The 20,186-nt window shown below is 69.0% G+C and carries 25 protein-coding genes; 11 read left to right on the forward strand and 14 right to left on the reverse strand.

Annotation, left to right across the window (positions count from 1 at the left end; translation table 11 throughout):
- Nucleotides 1-150: 150 nt before the first annotated feature.
- The 3 genes from A5708_RS15170 to A5708_RS15180 are packed head-to-tail and all read right to left on the reverse strand — an operon-like array spanning nucleotide 151 to nucleotide 1,839.
- On the reverse strand, nucleotides 151-387 hold the full coding sequence (locus tag A5708_RS15170) for a hypothetical protein (protein ID WP_065029416.1): 237 nt from the start codon (nucleotides 385-387) through the stop codon (nucleotides 151-153).
- Nucleotides 388-439: 52 nt separating this feature from the next.
- Complete coding sequence (locus A5708_RS15175) at nucleotides 440-1,060, reverse strand: TetR/AcrR family transcriptional regulator (RefSeq protein WP_065029417.1); 621 nt, start codon at nucleotides 1,058-1,060, stop codon at nucleotides 440-442.
- 8 nt (nucleotides 1,061-1,068) lie between these two features.
- A complete protein-coding gene (locus A5708_RS15180; protein ID WP_065029418.1) occupies nucleotides 1,069-1,839 on the reverse strand; it encodes an SDR family NAD(P)-dependent oxidoreductase in 771 nt (256 codons plus the stop codon).
- Between the two features lie 62 nt (nucleotides 1,840-1,901).
- Here A5708_RS15180 and A5708_RS15185 point away from each other — a divergent pair, with 62 nt between their 5' ends.
- From A5708_RS15185 to A5708_RS15200, 4 genes are read left to right on the forward strand one after another with little or no spacing between them, the layout of a single operon-like run.
- Nucleotides 1,902-3,158 (forward strand): alkyl sulfatase dimerization domain-containing protein, encoded by a 1,257-nt coding sequence (locus A5708_RS15185; RefSeq protein ID WP_065029419.1) that lies wholly within the window; start codon nucleotides 1,902-1,904, stop codon nucleotides 3,156-3,158.
- Nucleotides 3,155-3,904, forward strand: coding sequence for an SDR family NAD(P)-dependent oxidoreductase (locus tag A5708_RS15190; protein ID WP_065029420.1), 750 nt, complete (start codon nucleotides 3,155-3,157; stop codon nucleotides 3,902-3,904). The genes A5708_RS15185 and A5708_RS15190 overlap by 4 nt, the downstream gene beginning before the upstream one ends.
- Nucleotides 3,905-3,908: 4 nt before the next feature.
- Entirely contained in the window at nucleotides 3,909-5,093 is a 1,185-nt protein-coding gene (locus tag A5708_RS15195; protein WP_065029421.1) for a sulfotransferase family protein, read from the forward strand.
- The gene (locus A5708_RS15200) at nucleotides 5,090-6,109 is read left to right on the forward strand and encodes a zinc-dependent alcohol dehydrogenase (RefSeq protein WP_065029422.1); all 1,020 of its coding nucleotides are present in this window, start codon (nucleotides 5,090-5,092) and stop codon (nucleotides 6,107-6,109) included. The genes A5708_RS15195 and A5708_RS15200 overlap by 4 nt, the downstream gene beginning before the upstream one ends.
- Here the strand turns inward: A5708_RS15200 and A5708_RS15205 are convergent.
- On the reverse strand, nucleotides 6,096-6,581 hold the full coding sequence (locus A5708_RS15205; protein ID WP_065029423.1) for a YbaK/EbsC family protein: 486 nt from the start codon (nucleotides 6,579-6,581) through the stop codon (nucleotides 6,096-6,098). The genes A5708_RS15200 and A5708_RS15205 overlap by 14 nt on opposite strands.
- A gap of 18 nt (nucleotides 6,582-6,599) precedes the next feature.
- A complete protein-coding gene (locus A5708_RS15210; RefSeq protein ID WP_065029424.1) occupies nucleotides 6,600-7,460 on the reverse strand; it encodes an SDR family oxidoreductase in 861 nt (286 codons plus the stop codon).
- 310 nt (nucleotides 7,461-7,770) lie between these two features.
- Here A5708_RS15210 and A5708_RS15215 point away from each other — a divergent pair, with 310 nt between their 5' ends.
- The gene (locus tag A5708_RS15215; protein ID WP_065029436.1) at nucleotides 7,771-8,433 is read left to right on the forward strand and encodes a sigma-70 family RNA polymerase sigma factor; all 663 of its coding nucleotides are present in this window, start codon (nucleotides 7,771-7,773) and stop codon (nucleotides 8,431-8,433) included.
- The gene (rsrA, locus tag A5708_RS15220) at nucleotides 8,430-8,744 is read left to right on the forward strand and encodes a mycothiol system anti-sigma-R factor (protein WP_065029425.1); all 315 of its coding nucleotides are present in this window, start codon (nucleotides 8,430-8,432) and stop codon (nucleotides 8,742-8,744) included. The genes A5708_RS15215 and rsrA overlap by 4 nt, the downstream gene beginning before the upstream one ends.
- A gap of 6 nt (nucleotides 8,745-8,750) precedes the next feature.
- Here rsrA and A5708_RS28005 read toward each other — a convergent pair whose 3' ends face one another.
- On the reverse strand, nucleotides 8,751-8,825 hold the full coding sequence (locus tag A5708_RS28005; RefSeq protein ID WP_011728008.1) for a 50S ribosomal protein bL37: 75 nt from the start codon (nucleotides 8,823-8,825) through the stop codon (nucleotides 8,751-8,753).
- Between the two features lie 235 nt (nucleotides 8,826-9,060).
- On the opposite strand from A5708_RS28005, the gene A5708_RS15225 reads away from it, so the two are divergent.
- Both A5708_RS15225 and A5708_RS15230 read left to right on the forward strand, forming a co-directional pair.
- Complete coding sequence (locus A5708_RS15225) at nucleotides 9,061-9,276, forward strand: biotin/lipoyl-binding carrier protein (protein WP_007773063.1); 216 nt, start codon at nucleotides 9,061-9,063, stop codon at nucleotides 9,274-9,276.
- Nucleotides 9,277-9,327: 51 nt separating this feature from the next.
- On the forward strand, nucleotides 9,328-10,827 hold the full coding sequence (locus tag A5708_RS15230; RefSeq protein ID WP_065029426.1) for a sensor histidine kinase: 1,500 nt from the start codon (nucleotides 9,328-9,330) through the stop codon (nucleotides 10,825-10,827).
- A 78-nt stretch (nucleotides 10,828-10,905) separates the two neighbouring features.
- Here the strand turns inward: A5708_RS15230 and whiB1 are convergent, their stop codons facing one another.
- Nucleotides 10,906-11,160: a transcriptional regulator WhiB1 gene (gene whiB1 / locus A5708_RS15235; RefSeq protein ID WP_003874607.1), complete on the reverse strand. Its 255-nt coding sequence runs from the start codon at nucleotides 11,158-11,160 to the stop codon at nucleotides 10,906-10,908.
- A gap of 281 nt (nucleotides 11,161-11,441) precedes the next feature.
- Nucleotides 11,442-12,407 carry a diacylglycerol/lipid kinase family protein gene (locus A5708_RS15240; protein ID WP_065029427.1) on the reverse strand — a complete coding sequence of 322 codons (966 nt, stop codon included), beginning with the start codon at nucleotides 12,405-12,407 and terminating at the stop codon, nucleotides 11,442-11,444.
- A gap of 86 nt (nucleotides 12,408-12,493) precedes the next feature.
- Between A5708_RS15240 and A5708_RS15245 the strand changes: the two genes are divergently transcribed.
- On the forward strand, nucleotides 12,494-12,925 hold the full coding sequence (locus tag A5708_RS15245; protein WP_065029428.1) for a hypothetical protein: 432 nt from the start codon (nucleotides 12,494-12,496) through the stop codon (nucleotides 12,923-12,925).
- Here A5708_RS15245 and A5708_RS15250 read toward each other — a convergent pair.
- From A5708_RS15250 to A5708_RS15260, 3 genes are read right to left on the reverse strand one after another with little or no spacing between them, the layout of a single operon-like run.
- Nucleotides 12,877-13,359 (reverse strand): GNAT family N-acetyltransferase, encoded by a 483-nt coding sequence (locus A5708_RS15250; RefSeq protein WP_065029429.1) that lies wholly within the window; start codon nucleotides 13,357-13,359, stop codon nucleotides 12,877-12,879. The two genes, A5708_RS15245 and A5708_RS15250, sit on opposite strands and share 49 nt — an antisense overlap.
- On the reverse strand, nucleotides 13,356-14,510 hold the full coding sequence (locus tag A5708_RS15255; protein WP_065029430.1) for an isochorismate synthase: 1,155 nt from the start codon (nucleotides 14,508-14,510) through the stop codon (nucleotides 13,356-13,358). The genes A5708_RS15250 and A5708_RS15255 overlap by 4 nt, the downstream gene beginning before the upstream one ends.
- Nucleotides 14,507-15,097 (reverse strand): acid phosphatase, encoded by a 591-nt coding sequence (locus A5708_RS15260; RefSeq protein ID WP_065029431.1) that lies wholly within the window; start codon nucleotides 15,095-15,097, stop codon nucleotides 14,507-14,509. Before A5708_RS15260 ends, A5708_RS15255 begins: the two co-directional genes overlap by 4 nt.
- A 133-nt stretch (nucleotides 15,098-15,230) precedes the next feature.
- On the opposite strand from A5708_RS15260, the gene A5708_RS15265 reads away from it, so the two are divergent.
- Nucleotides 15,231-16,031 (forward strand): ParA family protein, encoded by an 801-nt coding sequence (locus tag A5708_RS15265; protein WP_081292969.1) that lies wholly within the window; start codon nucleotides 15,231-15,233, stop codon nucleotides 16,029-16,031.
- A gap of 17 nt (nucleotides 16,032-16,048) precedes the next feature.
- Here A5708_RS15265 and A5708_RS15270 read toward each other — a convergent pair whose 3' ends face one another.
- On the reverse strand, nucleotides 16,049-17,275 hold the full coding sequence (locus tag A5708_RS15270; protein WP_065029433.1) for a hypothetical protein: 1,227 nt from the start codon (nucleotides 17,273-17,275) through the stop codon (nucleotides 16,049-16,051).
- 16 nt (nucleotides 17,276-17,291) lie between these two features.
- A complete protein-coding gene (locus tag A5708_RS15275; RefSeq protein WP_065029434.1) occupies nucleotides 17,292-18,848 on the reverse strand; it encodes a DEAD/DEAH box helicase in 1,557 nt (518 codons plus the stop codon).
- A gap of 279 nt (nucleotides 18,849-19,127) precedes the next feature.
- On the opposite strand from A5708_RS15275, the gene A5708_RS15280 reads away from it, so the two are divergent.
- Complete coding sequence (locus A5708_RS15280) at nucleotides 19,128-19,835, forward strand: ferritin-like fold-containing protein (RefSeq protein ID WP_065029435.1); 708 nt, start codon at nucleotides 19,128-19,130, stop codon at nucleotides 19,833-19,835.
- Between the two features lie 12 nt (nucleotides 19,836-19,847).
- Here A5708_RS15280 and A5708_RS15285 read toward each other — a convergent pair.
- The coding region (locus A5708_RS15285; RefSeq protein ID WP_269199396.1) for an MmpS family transport accessory protein at nucleotides 19,848-20,186 on the reverse strand (339 nt) is incomplete at its 5' end.

Genomic DNA, 20,186 nt, shown 5'->3' on the forward strand with positions numbered 1-20,186 from the left:
GTGATCGCGTCCCGATCGATGATGCCGCCCGAACTCATACCCCGAAACTAGCCGCACCCACCGACAACAATCCGCGGGCAGGGGCCACTGAAACACAAGTGACACAAGTGATTTCAGGTGCCGCTGAGTGGCGCCTGACTGCTGCGCCGATCAGTTGCTGAGAACCAACTTCCAGTTGCCGTTGACGTTGCGGTCCGGAACGCACCAGAAGTTGTTCCAGTTTCCCGGCGTGGTGGCCTTCACGCCCGGGCCGGCATTCTGACACGCCTCCCGCGTCGGGTAATTGCCCTCCGTCTGAATCGTCTGGGCGCCGCTGACGCCCACGCCGATTGTCAACAGCCCGGCCATTGTCAACAGGCCTGCGGCGGCAAAACGCTTGATGTCCATCGGGCAACGGTATGCGGAATCGACGGGTCACGAAGTGGTTTTCGTCAGACACTTAACTTCGCTGGGCCGCGATCGCGACCGCGGTGGCCACCGCTTCCAGCAGCCGGCCGAGTTGCTCGGCGTCCCCGACGTCGCGGTCGCCGGCGGCCAGCCGGGTGAAGACCCCGGCGATGAACGTGGTGACGGCCGTGGTCTGTGCGGCCAGCAGCGACGGGTCGCGGGTGTCGGGCTGCAGGTGCGCGATGGCGTCGCGGGCCATGCCGTTGATCCGGGCGACGAACACCTGCGACGTTTCGGCCAGATCGGGATCGCGGGCGGCGCCCAGCAGCAGCTCGTGGCGCGCTCTGTTGAGCATGAGGCCGGACCCGTCGGCCTGGATCATGGTGAGCCGCGCCAGATGTGCGAAAGGGGAGCGCGGATCGACCGGCTCGTCGATCACCGACTGCAGGTTGGCCACATCGATCTCCGCGACCCGCTTGCCGACGCCGCGCAGCAGGGCGGCGCGGGTGCGGTAGTAGTACGACGTGGTGCCCTCGGGCACGCCGGCGACGCGGTCGACCTGCCCGTGCGTCAGCCCGCGCGAGCCGTGCTCGGCCAGCACCCGGATCGCCGCATCGCACAGGTCGCGGCGGCGTTCGTCGCCGTTGCGTCTGCGGGATCTGTTGGGGGCCATGGCCGTCCTCAGCGCAGCACCGTGCCGCCGTCGACGTTGACGACCTGACCGTTGATCCATTCGCCCTCGGCGGAGAGCAGGAAGGCGACCAGCGCGGCGACGTCGCCGGGATCGCCGACGCGGGGCCCCCGGATGCGCTTGAGCGCGGCGGCCTGGAGGTCCGGCCATTGCGGCACCGAACGGATGGTCTCGGTGGCGGTGAAGCCGGGCGCGACCGCGTTGCACCGGATGTTGTCCTTGCCCCACCGCGACGCGACGTGTCGGGTGAGCGCGCCGATGCCGGCCTTCGCGGTGGCATAGGCCGGACGCGCGGGCTCGCCCTGGAACGCCGCCGCCGAGGACATGTTGACGATCGCCCCGCCGCCGCGCTTGAGCATTTCCGGGATGGCGTATTTCATCGCCGCCACATATCCGCGCAGGTTCACCGTCATCACCCGGTCCCAGACGTCGAAGTCGATGTCGACCACGTCGGTGTCGGCGCGGATGGTGCTCATGTCGGCGCCCACGTTGAACAGCAGGTCCACTCCGCCGTAAGTGGTTGCGGCGGAATCGATCAGGCCGGCGACCGACGCCGGTTCGGACAGGTCGAATGCCACCTGGGTCGCGGTTCCGCCGACCGCGGCGATCCGCTCGGCCGTCTGCCGCGCGGCATCGACGGCGACGTCGCCGATGACCACCCGGCAGCCCTCCTCGCCCAGCCGGGCGGCGGTCGCCGCACCGAGGCCGGTGGCGCCGCCGGCGACGATCGCCACCTTGTCGGCCAGGCCGCGCAGTCCCATCAGGTCCCCTTCCGGATCGAAGATATTGACTTTACCTCTAGAACTGTAGAGGATCGCCAGTCATGGCAGGGATTCATCGCGAGCGCCCCGGGGCCGGCGAGCTCTCGGCGGCGACGGACACGCCCGCGCTGCCCCTGGGCGACGGCGTCTGGATGTCGCCGGGCGTCTCCAACTCCTATGCGGTGGCCACCGACGAGGGACGCGTCATCGTCAACAGCGGGCTGGTCTTCGAAGGCCCGTTGCACCGCAAGGCTTTTGCCGACGTGGCCGGTCCGACGCGGGCCATCATCATCACCCAGGGGCACGCCGACCACTGGGGCGGGGTGAACTCGCTGCGCGACGACGAGCCCCAGGTGGTGATGCACCGCAACTACCGGTACTGGCGCGACGACAACACCCTGCTGATGGGCTACCGGGTGCCCAAGACGTCGTTCGCCTTTCAGAAGTTCTCCGACGCCGTGCTCGAACACTTCAAGACCATCGATCCCGCGACCATCGACTTCTCGTTCCCCGAGCCGACCACGACGTTCGACCAGCGCATGAGCATCACGGTCGGCGGGCGTGCCTTCGAGCTGGCGTGGACGCCCGGCGGCGAGACCACCGATGCGCTGGTGGTGTGGCTGCCCGAGGACCGAATCCTGTTCACCGGCAACCTGTTCGGTCCGCTGTTCGGCCACGTCCCGAACCTGATGACCATCCGCGGCGATCGGTACCGCGACCCGATCCTCTACATCGAGTCGTTGAACACCGTGCTGGAATACGGACCACGGCGGCTGATCACCGGCCACTTCGACCCCATCGAGGGGGCCGACCGCATCGCCGAGGAGGTCACCGCGATGCGCGACGGAATGCAAGCCGTGCACGACCGGACGGCCGAGCTGATGAATTCCGGCGCCGACGTCCACACCGCGATGCGCGATGTCAAGATGCCCGAGCACCTCGACATCGGCGAGGGCTACGGCAAGACCTCCTGGAACGTGCGGGCCATCTGGGAGATGTACACCGGGTGGTTCCGGCATCGGTCCACCACCGAACTCTATGGCGTGGCGCCGGATTCGGTTGCCGCGGATGTGGTCAGCGCCGCCGGCGCCGACGCGCTGGTGGACGCCGCCCGCGCCCACCTGGCCGTCGGCCGTGCGGTGCAGGCCATCCACCTCACCGACCTGATCCTGGCCGCCCAACCGATGCATGCGGGGGCGCGGGCGGTGGCCGCCGACGCGCACGAGGCGCTGCTGGCCGGCACTGAAAACTTCTGGGAGAAGGCCTGGCTCACCAAGTCGATCAACGAACTGAGGACCTCAGAAAGGGCATCGGAATGAACTCCGTCAACTTCGACTTCACCGGCGCCCACGTGCTGGTGACCGGCGGCACCAGCGGCATCGGCAACGCGATCGCCGCCGCGTTCGCCGGGGCCGGGGCGGCCGTCACGGTGACCGGCACCCGCGGCTCGGCGGCCGACTATCCCGAGACGCAACTGGACGCCTTCACCTACCGCCAATGCCAGATCCAGGATCCCGAATCCGTTGACGCCCTGGCCGATTCGCTGGACGACCTGGACATCCTGGTCAACAACGCGGGCGGCCCCTATCCCGCCGGCGACGAATACGATCCGGACGGCTACGTCGCGTCGGTGACGCAGAACATGCTGGGCCCGATGCGGCTGACCATGCGCTGCCACCAGCGCCTCAAGTCCAGCCAGGCCCCGGGCGGCGCGAGCGTCGTCAGCGTCGTCTCGATGTCCGCGTTCCGGTCGGCGGTCTTCGTCCCGGGCTACGCCTCGTCGAAGATGGGCCTGATCGCCCTGACGATGAACCTGTCCCGCCGGTGGGCCAACGACGGGATCCGGGTCAACGCCATCGCGCCCGGGCTCATCGACACCCGAATGACGCACCCGGCCATGGGAATTCCCGAGGTGATGGACGTCGAGATCGGCTTCCACACCCCGCTGGGCAGGCCCGGCACACCCCAGGACTGTGCCGGCGCGGCGCTGTTCTTGTGTACCGACGCCGCCTCGTACATCACCGGCAGCACCATCGCCGTCGACGGCGGATACCTGACGGTCTAGAGCCATGAGCGACTTCGACAACATCGCGACCTCCGACGACGTCTTCGAGCTGGCGGCCCGGCGCACCGGCCTCACCGAAATCGACTCCGACTCATGGCGCGACGGGCTGCAGCTCATCGTCGACGAGCTCAACACCTCGCCGGCCTTCACCCCGTTCGGCCGCGAGCGGGTCCTCGACGACGCCACCAACGCGCTGGGGCGGCGCATCCAGGTGCACGGCTACATCCAGGCGCACCCCGACGTGCTGGACGCCCCCGTCGAACGGCCGCTCATCGTGCTCGGCATGCCCCGCACCGGCACCACGGTGATCAGCTACCTGCTCGACCAGGACCCGGGCCGGCGATCGCTGCTGCACTGGCAGTGCGTGGACCCGATCCCGCCCGCCGGCACCGACAGGCTGCGCACCGACCCGCGGTGCCTGGCCCTGCTCGAGGAGCAGCGCAAGATCCTCGAACTGGTGACGCAGGCGAAAATGCCACTGCCGCACTGGGAAGACGCCGACGGTCCGACCGAGGACATGTTCATTCACAACCAGGATTTCAAGGGTCTGTCCTGGGACTCGTTCCTGCCGACTGATCGCTACGCGCGCTGGCTGTTCGACGAGGCCGACATGAGCAGCACCTACGAATACCAGAAGCGCTACCTGCAGGTGCTGCAGTCCACCGCGCCGGGCAACTGGAGCCTGAAGATGCCGTCGCATTCGGTGCACATCGAGGCGCTGCTGAAGGTGTTCCCCGACGCGCGCCTGATCTGGGCGCACCGCGACCCGTACAGGGCGACCGGGTCGCTGTGCAACCTGTGGCGGCTGCCGCAGAGCCTGGTGATGAACACCGAGCTGCTGGATCAGACGGACATGGGCCGGCTGGCCATGTGGCAGATGGGCTACCACGTCGACCGGCCGCTGCGCGCCCGCGACCGCATCGGCGACGAACGCTTCTTCCACATGTACTACCACGAGATGATGCGCGACCCGATGGACGTGATGCGGCGCATCTACGAGTGGGCGGACGAACCGCTGCCTGCCGAAACCGAAGCGCGCATGCGTAATTGGCTCGCCGAGCATCCCCAGGACCGGTTCGCGCTCAACGCGTATCGCCTCGACGAATACGGCCTGAGCGTCGAACAGCTCGCGCCGACGTTCGCCGAGTACCTCGATACCTTCGACATCGAACTGGAGGGCACGCCGTGAAAGCATCCGTGGTCACCGGGCCGGGCAAGGCGGAGGTGCTCGACACCGAGCGCCCCGACGTGGGCCCGCGCGATGTGCTGGTGCGGATGCGCGCCTGCGGCATCTGCGGGTCGGACGCGTTCTACATCAGCATCGGCGGCATCCCGCCGCGCCACGGGCACACCCCGCTCGGGCACGAGCCGGCCGGGGAGATCGTCGAGGTCGGCGCGCAGGTGACGGGCCTGGCCGTCGGCGACCACGTCGTCATCAACCCGATGGCCGCGCCCAGCGGAATCATCGGCAACGGCGGTGCCACCGGGGCGCTCGCCGACTACCTGCTGATCGAAAACGCCATCCGCGGAACGAGTCTCGAAGTGATCCCAAATCACATCCCCTGGGAGGTGGCCGCGCTCAACGAACCGATGGCCGTCGCACGCCACGGCGCGAACCGCTGCCGGCCCAAACCGACGGACAAGGTCCTCGTGTTCGGGGCGGGGCCGATCGGGCTGGGCGCCGTACTGGCCTTCAAATCCCTTGGCGTCAGCCACGTCGTCGTCGCGGACCTGGTCCCGGGCCGCCTGGACAAGGCGCTACAGGTCGGCGCCGACGCCGTCATCAACTCCGCCGGCGAGGACGTCGTGGCGCGCCTGATCGAACTGCACGGCGAGGGCGAAGCTGGAATTCCCGGGTTGCGCGGACGCGCAGGCACCGACATCTACCTCGACGCCGCCGGTGTGCCCGCCGTCGTCAACACCGCGCTGGCCGCGGCCAAGAAGGGCGCCACCCTGGGAATCGTTGGCGTGCACAAGGAACCGGTGCCCGTCGAGTTCGTCAACGTGATGAGCAACGAGATCACCATCCTGGGATCGATGGGCTATCCCGACGAGATCTTCGAGGTGACCAGGGATCTCGTCGCGAACTGGGAGAAGTATGCGCTGATCGTCAGCCACACCATCCCGTTCGACAACGTCGGCGAGGCGCTCGAACTGGCGCACACCCCGGGGGCCGCGGACAAGGTCGTCGTCACGTTCTGCTGATGTCAGCGGTGATCGCGCCGGTGAGGCGGATCAGGTCCTGCGGCGCCACCGCGACCTCCCAGCCTCGACGGCCGGCGCTGCAGAACACCCGCTCCCAAGCCAGCGCACCGGAATCGACGACCGTCGGCAGCTTCCTGCGCTGACCGAACGGCGACACCGCACCGACGACGTAACCGGTGGCCCGCTCGGCGACCGAGGCTTCGGCCATGGCGGCCCTGGCAACCCCCAGCGCGGCGGCGGCCGCCTTCAGCGAGAGCCGCGCGGTGGCCGGCACGATGGCGACCGCCAGGCCGTCGGGCACCGCGATGATGAGCGTCTTGTAGATCTGCCCGGGTTCGATGCCGGCGGCCTCGGTGAGCGCCCTGACCGCCTCCGCGCCGAACGATTGCTCCCGCCGATCGTGATCGAAGGTCAGGACGTCGTGCGGCACACCGGCTTTCACCAATGCGGCAATGCCCGGTGTAGCGGCCACCGTAATGCCTTGGGGCGGTTAGGGACCCGTGTATCCCGGCGGGTTGACGCCATCCACCCAGAAGTCGACGCCCAGCTTGGAGCCGGGGATGCAGTCGTAGGTCGACAGGTCGGTCACGCCGGATTCCACCAGCACGTCCTCGCACAGCAGCATGTTGCCGGTGAATTCCTTGGCCGGCTTGTTGAGGACGACGTAGGCGGCGTCGGAGTAGATCTCGGGCTTGCGGGCGCGTCCCATCGCCTCGTCACCGCCGAGCAGGTTCTGCACCGCGGCGGTGGCCACCAGCGTGCGTGGCCACAATGTGTTGGACGCGATGCCGTCGGCGCGCATCTCCTGGGCAATGCCCAACGCGCACAACGTCATACCGAACTTGGCCATCATGTACGCCGTCGGCTTCAGCCACTCCTGGCCCAGCAGCACTGGCGGGGACAGCGTCAGGACGTGGGGGTTCTCCCGGCCCTTCATGTGCGGCAGACACGCCTGGGACACCGCATACGTGCCGCGCACCTGAATGCCGTTCATCAGGTCGAACCGCTTCATCGGGACCTCGGAGATGGACCCCAGGTTGATCGCCGACGCGTTGTTGACGCAGATGTCGATACCGCCGAACTGCTCGACGGTCTTGGCCACGGCCGCCTCGACCGAATCCGGGTCGCGGACGTCCCCGACGATCGGCAGGGCCTGCCCACCGGCCTCCTCGAGCTCTTTGGCCGCGGTGAAGACCGTGCCCGGCAGCTTGGGGTGCGGCTCGGCGGTCTTGGCGATCAGCGCGATGTTGGCGCCGTCCTGCGCGGCGCGCTTGGCGATCGCCAGGCCGATACCGCGGCTGGCGCCGGAGATGAACATGGTCTTGCCCTGAAGGGATGTGGCGTGGGACATGGCGTCACACTAACGCCACGCCCGAATCGGCCGGATCGGGGTCCGATCGTGGCGGCGGGCCGGCATTCGGGCGGGTCGCGCCGCGGAAATAGCGCGGTCACCCGCGGTGTTGATCCAATCGGTCTCACATGCGGTGGAGCGGACCCGGGCGGACAGTGTCGGGGTCAGCCTTTAGATTGGGAGGAGCAGCGTGGTGTCAACGGCGACGAGCCTGTTAGGCGAGGAGCAGTTGGCTGGCTTCCTTGCGAGTCCGGTGGCGCTTTCGATGCTCTCCGGTAACACCGCCGCAGAAGGGACCGGGTTGATCGACATGGCCGACTCTGACGATGGCCGCGACGGCGCGACCGGGCCCGAGATTGCAGAGCCCGCAGCGCACGAAGAGACGGACGCGGAATTAACGGCGCGATTCGAACGCGACGCGATTCCCCTGCTGGACCAGCTTTACGGCGGCGCGCTGCGCATGACGCGCAATCCCGCGGACGCCGAGGACCTGCTGCAAGAAACCATGGTGAAGGCGTACGCGGGATTCCGCTCGTTTCGGGCCGGCACCAATCTCAAGGCGTGGCTGTACCGGATCCTGACCAACACCTACATCAACAGTTATCGCAAGAAGCAGCGCCAGCCCGCGGAGTATCCGACCGAGGAGATCACCGACTGGCAGCTGGCCGCCAACGCCGAGCATTCGTCCACCGGCCTGCGATCGGCCGAGGTCGAGGCCCTGGAGGCGCTGCCTGACTCGGAGATCAAAGAGGCGCTGGCGGCGTTGCCGGAGGAATTCCGGATGGCGGTCTACTACGCGGACGTCGAAGGCTTTCCGTATAAGGAAATCGCCGAGATCATGGATACGCCGATCGGAACGGTAATGTCACGGCTGCACCGCGGCCGACGGCAGCTGCGCGGCCTGCTGGCCGACGTTGCCAAGGAGCGCGGCTTCAACCGCGGTCGGCAGACGCACGAGGAGGTGTCGTCATGAGCGAGCTCTCCGGCCAGGGCGGTGCCTCGCCCGACGCCTGCCCCAACGACGAATCCCACGGCAGCGTCGGCTGCGCGGAGGTCATCCGCCAGGTCTGGCTGCTGCTCGACGGTGAATGCGGCCCGGACACCCGCGAGCAACTGCGCCAGCACCTCGAGGCGTGCCCCGGCTGCTTCAAGCATTACGGGCTCGAAGAGCGGATCAAGGCGTTGATCGCCACCAAATGCCGGGGCGAGAGGGCCCCCGAGGGATTGCGCGAGCGGCTACGGCTCGAAATCCGGCGCACCACGATCATCCGGGGTACGCAGTAGCGTCCGTCAGGCGTTGGGGCGCTTGCCGTGGTTGGCCTTGCTGTGCTTGCGGTCGCGCTTCTTCCGGCCTCGTTTGGCCATGATGTAAACCTCCGTGATTGCTTGTCGAACGAGGCGCCCGGCGCCCGTCGGCTTGACGTCCATCCTCTCACGAGACGTCCTATGCAGTGTCTTCGCCCTGGTGTGGACCACTCCGGGCACGTGCGCCGCGGCCCCGAGTGGTCCTGTGGTTCGATGTATCCGAGCCTGATGGGCGGAAAAGAACCGTGATGACCAGCAGCCAGCCTGCGCGAAGGCCGAGACGAGTGGGGTGAAGATGGCGGAGGATGTGCGTGCCGAGATCGTGGCCAGCGTGCTCGAAGTCGTTGTGAACGAGGGTGACCAGATCGGCAAAGGCGACATCGTCGTGCTGCTGGAGTCGATGAAGATGGAGATCCCCGTCCTGGCCGAAGTCGGCGGCACCGTCAGCAAGGTCAGCGTGTCGGTCGGCGACGTCATTCAGGCGGGCGACCTCATCGCGGTGATCAGCTAGCCGTCGGGCCGTCTCGACCAGCCGCCGGGGAAACGACCCGGGGAGTAAGCGATGTCAACTCTCGGTGATCTGCTCGCCGAACACACCATGCTGCCGGGCAACGCGGTGGACCACCTGCACGCGGTGGTCGGGGAGTGGCAGCTGCTGGCGGACCTGTCGTTCGCCGACTACCTGATGTGGGTGCGCCGCGACGACGGCGTGCTGGTCTGTGTGGCGCAGTGCCGGCCCAACACGGCGCCCACGGCGCTGCAGACGGACGCGGTGGGCACCGCCGTCGGGTCCGACCGCTTGGAGCTCGTCGCCGAGACGTTCGCGTCGGGCACCGCCAGGCGGAATGACGTTGCGGGACCGGAAGATTCGTGGTTGCCCGGCACCCACGTCGAGGCGTCTCCGGTGCGCTACGGCGGCAAGGTGGTGGCCGTTCTCACCCATCATCAGACCGCGTTGGCCGCCGACCGCGCGTCCGGTCAGCTGGAGATCGCCTACCGGGACTGCGCCACCGATCTGGTCCAGATGCTCGCCGAGGGGACCTTTCCCGACGTGGGCGACGTGGTCATGTCGCGCTCGACCCCGCGGGCCGGCGACGGCTTCATCCGCCTCGACGTGCACGGCGTCGTCGACTACGCGAGTCCCAACGCGCTGTCGGCCTACCACCGGATGGGCCTGACCACCGAGCTGGAGGGGCACAACCTGATCGAGGTGACCCGCCCGCTGATCTCCGACCCGTTCGAGGCGCAGGAAGTGGCCGAGCATGTGCGCGACCTGGTGGCCGGCGGGCGCAGCATGCGCATGGAGGTCGACGCCGGGGGAGCCACCGTGCTGCTGCGCACGCTGCCGCTGATGGTCGACGGTGTCAGCGCCGGCGCGGCGGTGCTGATCCGCGACGTCACCGAGGTCAAGCGCCGCGACCGGGCCCTGATCTCCAAGGACGCCACCATCCGGGAGATCCACCACCGGGTGAAGAACAACCTGCAAACCGTCGCGGCGCTGTTGCGCCTGCAGGCCCGCCGGACCGTCAACGCGGAGGGGCGGGAGGCCCTCATCGAGTCGGTCCGCCGGGTGTCGTCGATCGCGCTGGTGCACGACGCGCTGTCGATGTCGGTGGACGAGCAGGTCAACCTCGACGAGGTGATCGACCGGATCCTGCCGATCATGAACGACGTGGCGTCGGTGGACCGGCCGATCCGCATCAACCGGGTCGGCGACCTGGGTGTGCTGGACTCCGACCGGGCCACCGCGCTGATCATGGTGATCACCGAACTGGTGCAGAACGCGATCGAACACGCCTTTGACCCGGCGGCCCCGGAAGGTTCGGTGACGATTCGCGCCGAACGCTCCGCGCGCTGGCTCGACGTGGTGGTGCACGACGACGGTCGCGGGCTGCCGGAGGGATTCAGCCTGGAGACCTCGGACAGCCTCGGTCTGCAGATCGTGCGGACCCTGGTGTCGGCCGAGTTGGACGGCACCCTGGGCATGCGTCAGGCGCCGGTCACCGGCACCGATGTGGTGCTGCGGGTACCGATCGGCCGGCGAACCCGTTTGCTGCTGTAGGCGCGCGTCGTGCTGAACCCCACACGCAAAAGTGCGACCCCGACTTTCGTCGAGGCCGCACTGTTTGCGTTACGTGGGTTAGACCCCGCTGCGGGCCTTCGTCCGGGCGTTGCGACGCTTCAGTGCACGCCGCTCGTCTTCGCTCATGCCGCCCCAGACGCCCGAGTCCTGGCCCGTGTTCAGAGCCCATCCGAGGCACTCTGTGGTCACCGGGCACCGATTACAGACCAGTTTCGCGTCAGCGATCTGCGCGAGAGCCGGGCCGCTGTTCCCTACCGGGAAGAACAGCTCCGGGTCTTCGTCACGACAGACCGCCTTGTGGCGCCAATCCATAAGTCTTTACTCCTCACTAAGTGCGCAGCAAAGCGCACGGCCATTTTCTTCGGCTGTTAAACGCGTGCAGAAGAAAAGGAGTCCGCACCCCTACGTAGTTTCTGCATGCAACCTTTTGATCGTTTCACAGGCTCAACAGATGTCAATAGCGTGAGTTCGCTCGTGGGCTATCTCACTTTGATCATCTCGTAGCCAAGCCCTTACTCCGTTGTACTACACTCCACGGGCCGGCTCCCGAAAACTTTTCCCGGCACGCGCCCGTGACGCGTCATCGCCGCAGTTCAGCGCCATTTCTGCTGAGGGGGAGCGACCACCGTGAGCGCATCCGGGACCGCCCGGAACGTCATGGTTTCGCGCACGCCGAGGTAATCACCGTCGAACTGGCAGGCGACGGCGCCTCCGGTGGAGGTAACTCGCAGGCAGGGCAGGTCGTCCTCGGTGATGAGGTGCTTGAAGTCGAATGTGGGCCGTTTGGCGAACATCTGCCGCACGATTCGCAGGGTGGGGATCGGCTTCATGGTGGTGGGCGCGAACACCCCGAGGCCCGACTCGAAGCTGCAGCCGGGGTTGGTCCACACCGGCCGTTGGTTGGCGAAAGTCCACGGGCTGGAGTTCGACACGAACGCGAAGCTGACCCCGGTAATGGGTTCGCGGCCGGGGAGTTCGAGCGTCAGCATCGGCTCGCGGCGGGTGTAGGCCCAGACGGCGGGCACCGCCGCGCGGATGTAGCGCCACGCCGAAACTTTGCCGCCCTTGTCGCGTTCGGCCTCGACCGCGGCCACCACCTCGGCGTCGACGCCCATGCCGGTGTTGAACACGGCCCAGCGCTCGCCGCAGTCGATCAGCCCGATCCGCCGCCAGGTGCGGTGCCGCTGGTAGTCGTCGAGCAACTGGATGAGCTGGTTGGTCGCCGCGACCGGATCCGCGGAGATGCCCAGGGACCGCGCCAGCACATTCGCCGAACCGCCGGGCACCACAGCCACCGCCGGTACCGGACCGCTCGGCAGCGGCCCCGGCCGGCCGAGCAGGCCGTTGACCACCCCGCTCACCGTGCCGTCGCCGCCGTGCACCACCACCAGGTCGGTACCGTCGGCGACGGCCTTCTCCGCGAGCTCGGTGCCGTGACCGCGGTGGTTGGTGTGTTCGACAGTGAGCTGCAGGCGGCTCTTGAGCGCGTGGGCCAGCAGGTCGCGACCGGCAGGGGTGGTGGAAGTAGCTGTGGGATTGACGATCAGCACGGCCCGCATGAGGCACGAGCTTATGCGGGCCGCCTAAGGCCACGCTGTGGGGGAACCGCCGGGGGACGGGCGGCCGCCCTGACTACGCTGACGCTGTGACACCGCCAGCCGCCCCGACCCCCGTTCGCCGCGCCGGCCAGATCGTTGTGCTGCAGGGGATCGCGGCGCTGATCGTGGCCGCGGTGTTGGTGGTGCGGGGCATCGCCGGGGCCGACCAGCAGGTGGTCAACGGCCTGGCGACGGCGGGCTGGTTCGTCCTGGTCGGCGCCGGGGTGATCGCCGCGGGGCGCGCGCTGATCCTCGGCAAGCGCTGGGGCCGTGGGCTGGCCGTCATCACCCAACTGCTGTTGCTGCCGGTGGCCTGGTACCTCGCGGTCGGATCGCATCAGCCGGAATTCGGGATTCCGGCGGGCGCGGTGGCGCTGATCGTGCTCGGATTGCTGTTCAGTCCCGCCGCGGTGCGCTGGGCCGCCGGCGATCAGGGCGATTCCGCCAGGCCCGCCAACGGCGCACCGGACAGCCGGTAGGTCGTCCATTCGTTTTGCGGCTCACCGCCGATGCCGTCGTAGAGGGTGATGGCGTCGGCGTTCCAGTTCAGCACCGCCCAGGACAGCCGGGTATAGCCGCGCTGCAGGCATTCGGACGCCAGCGCGGCCAGCAGCGCCCGGGCCAGCCCGCGCCGGCGGAACTCCGGACGCACGAACAGGTCTTCCAGATAGATGCCCGGCACGCCGTCCCAGGTGGAGAAGTTGACGAACCACAGTGCCATCGCTGCGATCTCGCCGTCCACCTCGGCGACGTGCCCGTACACCGTCGGCACGTCACCGAAGAGCGCTGCCGAGATCTGCCTTTCGGTCACCGTGCACTGATCGGCGGCGTGCTCGAATTCGGCCAGCGCGTAAATCATTTCGGTGATCGCGGCGGCGTCCTGCGGCGCGGCGTGACGGATGTGCCGGCTCATTGCCCTACTCCCAGGGCGTTGAGGATCGTGCCGAATTTCGTTGTCGTTTCGGCGACTTCCTCGTCGGGATCGGACTCGGCGACGATGCCGCCGCCGGCCCGCGCCAGCGCGCTGCGCCGGTCGGCCGACAGCTGGGCGCAGCGCAGTGACACCACCCAGCGGCCGTCACCGCGGGCGTCGCACCAGCCCACCGCGCCGGCGTAGAACCCGCGGTCACCTTCCAGTTCGGCGATCAGCCCCATCGCGGCCTTGGTCGGGACGCCGCCGACCGCCGGGGTGGGGTGCAGCGCAAGCGCCAAATCGATTGCGGTGCTTGATGTGTCACGCAGGCGGCCGGTGATCGGCGTGCACAGATGCCAGACGGTGGCGGTGCTACTCAGCTGCGGTTCGGCGGCGATGGACAGGTCGTCGCACAGCGGGTCCAAGGCGGCCCTGATGGTCTCGATGACCAGCTGGTGCTCGTGCCGGTTCTTGGCCGAGGCGGCCAGCGCGGCGCCGTTGGCGGCGTCGGTCTGCGGGTCGGCGGCGCGCGGCGCCGAGCCGGCGAACGGCCGGCACTCCACGCGGTCGCCGCTGCGCGCCACCAGGAGCTCAGGGCTGGCGCCCACCAGCGCGGTACCGGCGTACTCGTCGCCGGCGGCGGTCAGGTCGACGAGGTAGCCGTAGGCCGCCGGGTCGGCGGCGATGAGCCGGCGCAGGATCACGCGCGCGTCCAGCGGGGCGCCGGCGACCAGCCGCAGCGCGCGGGCCAGCACCACCTTGTCCAGCGGGTTGTCGGCCGCGGCGAGCTGCCCGCACGCCCGGCGGATCCGATCCCGGTAGTCCGCCGGCGCCGGCACGGCTTCGGCCACCCGCACCGGCGGCAGCCCGTCGGCCGGCCAGTCCGGCGGCCCATCCGTGGCGTTCACCGCCTCCGGCGTCAGCAGCGCGGTCGGCCTGGTGACGTCAAAAGGCAACGCGCCCAACACAATCGGCGCCTCACCCGAGCGCAATGCCGCCTGCGCGGCACCCACGTCGGCGTAGCGCCGCCGCACCCCGTCGGCGATCAGGGTTCCGGCCGGCCCGCACAGCGCGAACGGCGGTTCGTGGTGTCGATGCTCGACTCCTTCTCGCGCCGCTGCGCGGCGCGCATCGTCGTCTTCGCCGCTCACTGACCGGTCAATCCGAGCGCGCGCAGCTGCCGCACCCCGTGCTCGAACCCGCAGACCGCGATCGACGCGGTGATCATGGCGAACCGGCTGCCCTCGACCAGCGGCAGCTCGACCCAGCGGGTGATCACCGCGCGGGAGAAGTGGCCGTGGCTGACGAACACCACGTCGCGCGACTCCATGTGCTGCAGCGCCGTCGCGACGGCCGCGTCGGCGCGATCACTGACCTGGGCGACGGTCTCACCGCCCGGGCAGCCGTGCGTCCACACCAGCCAATCGGGCACCGTCTCCTGGATCTGCTCCGTGGTCAGACCCTCGTAGGAGCCGTAATCCCACTCCGCCAGCAGCTCGGACACCTCGTCGACCGACAGCCCGGCCAGCTCCGCGGTGGTCAGGGAACGCTGCCGCGGGCTGCTGATCACCAGCGGGTCAACGAGTTTGAGTTCACCGAGCGTTCCGCCGGCCAGCTTGGCCTGCGTTCGGCCGGCGTCGGTCAGCTCGACCTCGGTGCGGCCGGTGTGCTGGCCCGACTTCGACCACTCGGTCTCGCCGTGGCGCAGCAGCACCAGGCGGTGATTGTGCAAGCCCATATCGACTGATTCTGCCGGACGACTCGCGGTGGTTGCTCAGGCCGAAGCGCACGGCGGGCGAACATGCCAGGATGGCACTTGTAAACCGCACGCGACGATGCAGTGGGGAGGCAGCGATGAGGTGGCGGCGCCGGTGAGTAAGACACGGGTATTGGCGGTGGCCAACCAAAAAGGTGGTGTCGCCAAGACGACCACGGTCGCGTCGCTGGGGGCGGCGTTGGTGGACGAGAAGAAACGGGTGCTGCTGGTCGACCTCGACCCGCAGGGCTGCCTGACCTTCTCGCTGGGCCAAGACCCCGACAAGCTACCGGTGTCCGTGCACGAGGTGCTGCTCGGCGAGGTCGAGCCCAACGCCGCGCTGGTCGAGACGGCGGAGGGAATGACGCTGCTGCCGGCCAACATTGACCTGGCCGGCGCCGAAGCGATGCTGCTGATGCGGGCCGGGCGCGAATACGCGCTCAAGCGCGCCTTGGCCAAGCTCGACGACCGGTTCGACGTGGTGATCATCGACTGCCCGCCTTCGCTGGGTGTGCTCACCCTCAACGGGCTGACCGCCGCCGACGAGGTCATCGTGCCGCTGCAGTGCGAGACGCTCGCGCATCGCGGCGTCGGCCAGTTCCTGCGCACGGTCGCCGATGTCCAGCAGATCACGAACCCGGAGTTGCGCATGCTCGGCGCCCTGCCGACGCTGTACGACTCGCGCACCACGCACACCCGCGACGTGCTGCTCGACGTCGCCGACCGGTACAACCTGCCGGTGCTGGCCCCGCCGATCCCGCGCACCGTGCGATTCGCCGAGGCCAGCGCCTCGGGCTCGTCGGTGATGGCCGGTCGCAAGAACAAGGGCGCGGTGGCCTACGGCGATCTAGCGGCGGCGCTGCTCAAGCACTGGAAGAGCGGCAAGCCGCTGCCGACCTTCGCCGTCGAGGTCTAGCTGCCCGGGCAGTACATCTAGCCCAGCGCGACCAGGGTGTCGCCGCGCTGCTCGAGCACCCGCGACCCGATCACGGCGGGGAACACCGGTTTGCCGGCCGGCGGGGCGCTCGTCGAGCGGTCCACCGGAATGTAGCGTTCGTTGGCGCCGCTGAGCGGGTCGTAGACCCCGATCGCGCCGGTGACCGGCACCAGCAGCCGGCCCGCCATCATCACCCCGGGCCCCAACGGCGCCGTCCTGTCACCCGCGGCGATGGTGTAGCGCAGCGCCAGCGTGTTCGCGTCGAAGACCATCAGCGAATCGCCCGTCCACCAGGTGAACTGGCTGCCCGGATGGGAGACCACCGCCGAGCGCGACGGCGGCTTGGGCAGCGGGGTGCTCGACACGGTCACCCCGGTTTGGTCGATGACGTCTACTCGGGGCTGCGGCGCGGGCAGGTACACCGCGGTGGTGTTCTCCGCGACGGTCAGCACCCGGGCGCCCGAATCCGGCGCGATCCCCGGTTCGGCCACGATGTGTTGCTGGGGTTCGTCGTCGTCCTTGCCCGGACGCAGCAGCACCAGCCGCAGGTCGGCCTGGTTCGCGCAGCTCTCCAGCACCGACACCGCCTGCGAGCTGGCCGCGGCGGAGATCAGCTTGCATCCGGAGTGCAGTCCGCGCGTCGACGGCTTCACCCGCGCGTCGGTTTCCCCGTAGGCCAGCATCCGGACCATGTCCGAACGCCACAGCTCCAGCCGGGTGTCGCCGACCGACAACACCGTCATGCCGTCAGAAGAAAGCCGCACCCGCGGATCGGCGTAGCCGCTGCGGGCGGGCCCCCGGCGGCCGGTGGAACCGTCCAGCGTGCTCACCTGCCCGCAGCCGCGGTCGTCGCGGTAGACCCCGACGGCGTAGCGGTACAGCCAGGTGACCCCGCACAGGTCGATGTCGCGGGCGTAGCTCCAGCGGGACCGGCCGCTGTCCGGATCGCGCCCGTCGATCCGGCGGCCCGCCGCGGTGACGACCTCCCCGCCGGCGACCACCGGGGCGGTGGTGGCCGGACTGGCGGCGCTCCACAGCAGCTTGAGCCCGGCCGGCACCTGCTTGGCCGGCGCCGGGTTGGGTGCGGGCACGGCCGCGGGCCGGCTGCTGGTGGCCCGGGCGTCGCTGCTCCACCAGATCAGCGCCGCGACCGCGGCGACGACGACCGCGATGGCCGCGGCGGCGAGCATGTCACCCTTGGTGCGGCGCTCGGGTCTGACCATGCGGCGGCGCGAGCCGTCAGTTGCTCTGCGTCGAGGTGGCGGTAGCCGCGGCGGTCTGCCCCTCAGCGGGCTTGCGACGACGGCGGCGGCGCCGGGTGGAGCCGGCGTTGCCCGGGGGCGAGGCGGCCGGGGTTTCCGCGGTGGCCTCACCGTTGCTGCTTGCGGCCCCGTTGCTGGACGGGTGCGCGGTGACGGGCTGGCCGCCACGGGTGCGCCGGCGCCGGTTGCCGGACCGCCGCGCGGGCTTCTCCGACTTCTGCTCGGGCTTCTTGCCGTCCCGGTCGGCGCTGCGGCGCTGGCCTTGCGCCTTGCGGGCGGCACCCACCGTGCCGCCGGCCTCGGCGGGGATTCCCAGCTCGGTGCGGAGATGCGGCGAGTTGGAGTACGTCTCGGCGGGCTCGGGGCAGTCCAGCCCCAGCGCCTTGTCGATCAGCGCCCAGCGGGCAAGTTCGTCCCAGTCCACCAGGGTGACCGCGACGCCGGTCTTGCCGGCGCGGCCGGTGCGGCCGATGCGGTGCACGTAGGCCTGCTCGTCCTCGGGGATCTGGTAGTTGATGACGTGCGTGACGTCGTCGATGTCGATGCCGCGGGCGGCCACGTCGGTGGCGACCAGCACGTCGATGTCTCCGGTCCGGAAGGCCTTCAGCGCCTTCTCGCGGGCCGCCTGGCCCAGGTCGCCGTGCACCGCGCCGACCTTGAAGCCGCGCTCGGCCAGCTCGTCGGCCACCTTCTGCGCGGTGCGCTTGGTGCGGGTGAAGATCATCGTCGCGCCGCGGCCCTCGGCCTGCAGCACACGGCTGACCAACTCCACCTTGTCCAGGGCGTGGGCCCGGTAGACGTACTGCACGGTGGTGTCGTGCACCGCCGCCGAGTGCGGCGCTTCCGCCCGGATGTGGGTGGGCTGGTTCATGAAGGTGCGGGCCAGAGTGATGATCGGGTCCGGCATGGTCGCAGAGAACAGCATCGACTGCCGGTCGGTCGGAATCTGGCGCAGGATGCGCTCGATGTCGGGCAGGAAGCCCAGGTCGAGCATCTCGTCGGCCTCGTCGAGCACCAGCACCGACAGCCCGCCCAGCTGCAGGTGGTTCTGCTGGCTCAGGTCGAGCAACCGGCCCGGCGTGCCCACCACGACGTCGGCGCCGGCGCGCAGCGCCTCGATCTGCGGTTCGTAGGGGCGTCCGCCGTAGATGGGGACCACCGACAGTGCCCTTTCAGGGCCGGCATCGCCTTTCTGGGCGGTCAGGTACTTGGCCGCCAGCGTCAGGTCATCGGTGACCTGTAGGCACAGCTCGCGGGTGGGGACCACGATCAGGGCCCGCGGCGTGCCGTTGAGTGGGCGCGCCGCGGTGCCGGAGGTGATGCGCTGCAGCAGCGGCACCCCGAAGGCGAAGGTCTTGCCCATGCCGGTGCGGGCCTGGCCGATCAGATCGTCGCCGGCGAGCGCCATCGGCAGGGTCAGTTCTTGGATGGCAAAAGGGCTTTCGATCCCCTTTTCGGCGAGCGCGCGCACGATCTCGTCGCGGACGCCGAGTTGCGCAAAGGTCAGTTCAGTTGTGCTGGTGAGTGTGGTCATGCGTGGGTGAGTAGCCTCTCGGTGACGTATCGGTTTGTGTCGGTATTTCTCTGTCGCGGTCACGCGCGCACGAGTTCCGACTCCGAATACGTCGCCGAGTCGCCGGCCCTGGCTCAGTCTGGGAGGGCCAGTCAGGGCGGGCCAGCTGTGCACGCACATTTCGCCGATAGCGGCTTGAAAAAACAATTACGGCACAAATACAGCCGCCATCTACCTACATGATAGCTGGTCGACAGCTGGGTCCCATTTTGCGCTAAGTCAGCCGACTACAGTGTTGCCATGACCCGGCCCTCCTGCGAGCCCGCTGCCGCCGACCAAATCGACGATTCGCCCGCCCCGCGGCTGTCGGCCGAACACCCGGGTGTCAACGAGTTGTTCGCGGTCCTGGCCTACGGTGAGATCGCCGCGTTCTACCGGCTCACCGACGAGGCGCGGATGGCCCCCGACCTGCGCGGACGGATCTCGATGGCCAGCATGGCCGCCGCGGAGATGCAGCACTACGAGCAGCTGCGCGACGCGCTGGAAAGCCGCGGCGTCGACGTGGTCTCGGCGATGTCCAAGTACGTCTCGGCGCTGGAGAATTACCACCGGCTGACAATGCCCAGCACGTGGCTGGAGGCCTTGGTGAAGACCTACGTGGGCGACGCCCTGGCGGCCGATCTGTACCTGGAGATCGCCGACGGCCTGCCCGACGCGGTCGCCGACGTGGTGCGTGCGGCGCTGTCGGAAACCGGGCACTCGCAGTTCGTCGTCGCAGAGGTGCGCGCCGCGGTGACGTCCAGCGGCAAGCAGCGCAGCCGCCTGGCGCTGTGGTCACGCCGCCTGTTCGGCGAAGCGATCACGCAGGCCCAGTACCTGCTGGCCGACCACGACGAGCTGGTCGATCTGGTGATGTCGGGCGCCGGCGGGCTGGGTCAGCTCAACGCGTTCTTCGACCGGATGCAGCAGACGCATGACCGGCGCATGCACGAACTGGGCCTGAGCTGAGCCTCAGCCGCATCAGCTCGCGCAGGTCGCCATGTTGGAGGCGTTGGTCGACGCGATGATCCGCTGACCTGCGGCGTTGAAGATCGAGCAGCTGAGTTGACCGTAGAAGCTGGTCGCGACGACGGATTCGGTCTGCACGCCCGGATTCAGCACCACCACCTTCGACCACGGCAGCGACACGTTGAACTCGGTCTGCGGCACGCCCCGCGCGTCGGTGTAGACGATGTTCACCAGGTCCAGCAACTGCTTGGTCCCGTTCACGCTGTAGAGCACGGTGCGCGGGTTCAGCGCGGCCGTCGGCGGCGCCGCGGCGAGCGGCGGCGCGACGCTGGGCGCGGCCACCGCCGTCGA

The organism is Mycobacterium colombiense, assembly GCF_001672755.1.
Lineage (GTDB): Bacteria > Actinomycetota > Actinomycetes > Mycobacteriales > Mycobacteriaceae > Mycobacterium > Mycobacterium colombiense_C.

Excerpts from the sequence above, each read along its gene's own strand:
- A5708_RS15170 (WP_065029416.1), bottom strand. The coding sequence starts at position 387 with ATGGACATCAAGCGTTTTGCCGCCGCAGGCCTGTTGACAATGGCCGGG.
- A5708_RS15175 (WP_065029417.1), bottom strand. The coding sequence starts at position 1,060 with ATGGCCCCCAACAGATCCCGCAGACGCAACGGCGACGAACGCCGCCGC.
- A5708_RS15180 (WP_065029418.1), bottom strand. The coding sequence starts at position 1,839 with ATGGGACTGCGCGGCCTGGCCGACAAGGTGGCGATCGTCGCCGGCGGC.
- A5708_RS15185 (WP_065029419.1), top strand. The coding sequence starts at position 1,902 with ATGGCAGGGATTCATCGCGAGCGCCCCGGGGCCGGCGAGCTCTCGGCG.
- A5708_RS15190 (WP_065029420.1), top strand. The coding sequence starts at position 3,155 with ATGAACTCCGTCAACTTCGACTTCACCGGCGCCCACGTGCTGGTGACC.
- A5708_RS15195 (WP_065029421.1), top strand. The coding sequence starts at position 3,909 with ATGAGCGACTTCGACAACATCGCGACCTCCGACGACGTCTTCGAGCTG.
- A5708_RS15210 (WP_065029424.1), bottom strand. The coding sequence starts at position 7,460 with ATGTCCCACGCCACATCCCTTCAGGGCAAGACCATGTTCATCTCCGGC.
- A5708_RS15215 (WP_065029436.1), top strand. The coding sequence starts at position 7,771 with ATGGCCGACTCTGACGATGGCCGCGACGGCGCGACCGGGCCCGAGATT.
- rsrA (WP_065029425.1), top strand. The coding sequence starts at position 8,430 with ATGAGCGAGCTCTCCGGCCAGGGCGGTGCCTCGCCCGACGCCTGCCCC.
- A5708_RS15225 (WP_007773063.1), top strand. The coding sequence starts at position 9,061 with ATGGCGGAGGATGTGCGTGCCGAGATCGTGGCCAGCGTGCTCGAAGTC.
- A5708_RS15230 (WP_065029426.1), top strand. The coding sequence starts at position 9,328 with ATGTCAACTCTCGGTGATCTGCTCGCCGAACACACCATGCTGCCGGGC.
- whiB1 (WP_003874607.1), bottom strand. The coding sequence starts at position 11,160 with ATGGATTGGCGCCACAAGGCGGTCTGTCGTGACGAAGACCCGGAGCTG.
- A5708_RS15240 (WP_065029427.1), bottom strand. The coding sequence starts at position 12,407 with ATGCGGGCCGTGCTGATCGTCAATCCCACAGCTACTTCCACCACCCCT.
- A5708_RS15250 (WP_065029429.1), bottom strand. The coding sequence starts at position 13,359 with ATGAGCCGGCACATCCGTCACGCCGCGCCGCAGGACGCCGCCGCGATC.
- A5708_RS15260 (WP_065029431.1), bottom strand. The coding sequence starts at position 15,097 with ATGGGCTTGCACAATCACCGCCTGGTGCTGCTGCGCCACGGCGAGACC.
- A5708_RS15270 (WP_065029433.1), bottom strand. The coding sequence starts at position 17,275 with ATGGTCAGACCCGAGCGCCGCACCAAGGGTGACATGCTCGCCGCCGCG.
- A5708_RS15275 (WP_065029434.1), bottom strand. The coding sequence starts at position 18,848 with ATGACCACACTCACCAGCACAACTGAACTGACCTTTGCGCAACTCGGC.
- A5708_RS15280 (WP_065029435.1), top strand. The coding sequence starts at position 19,128 with ATGACCCGGCCCTCCTGCGAGCCCGCTGCCGCCGACCAAATCGACGAT.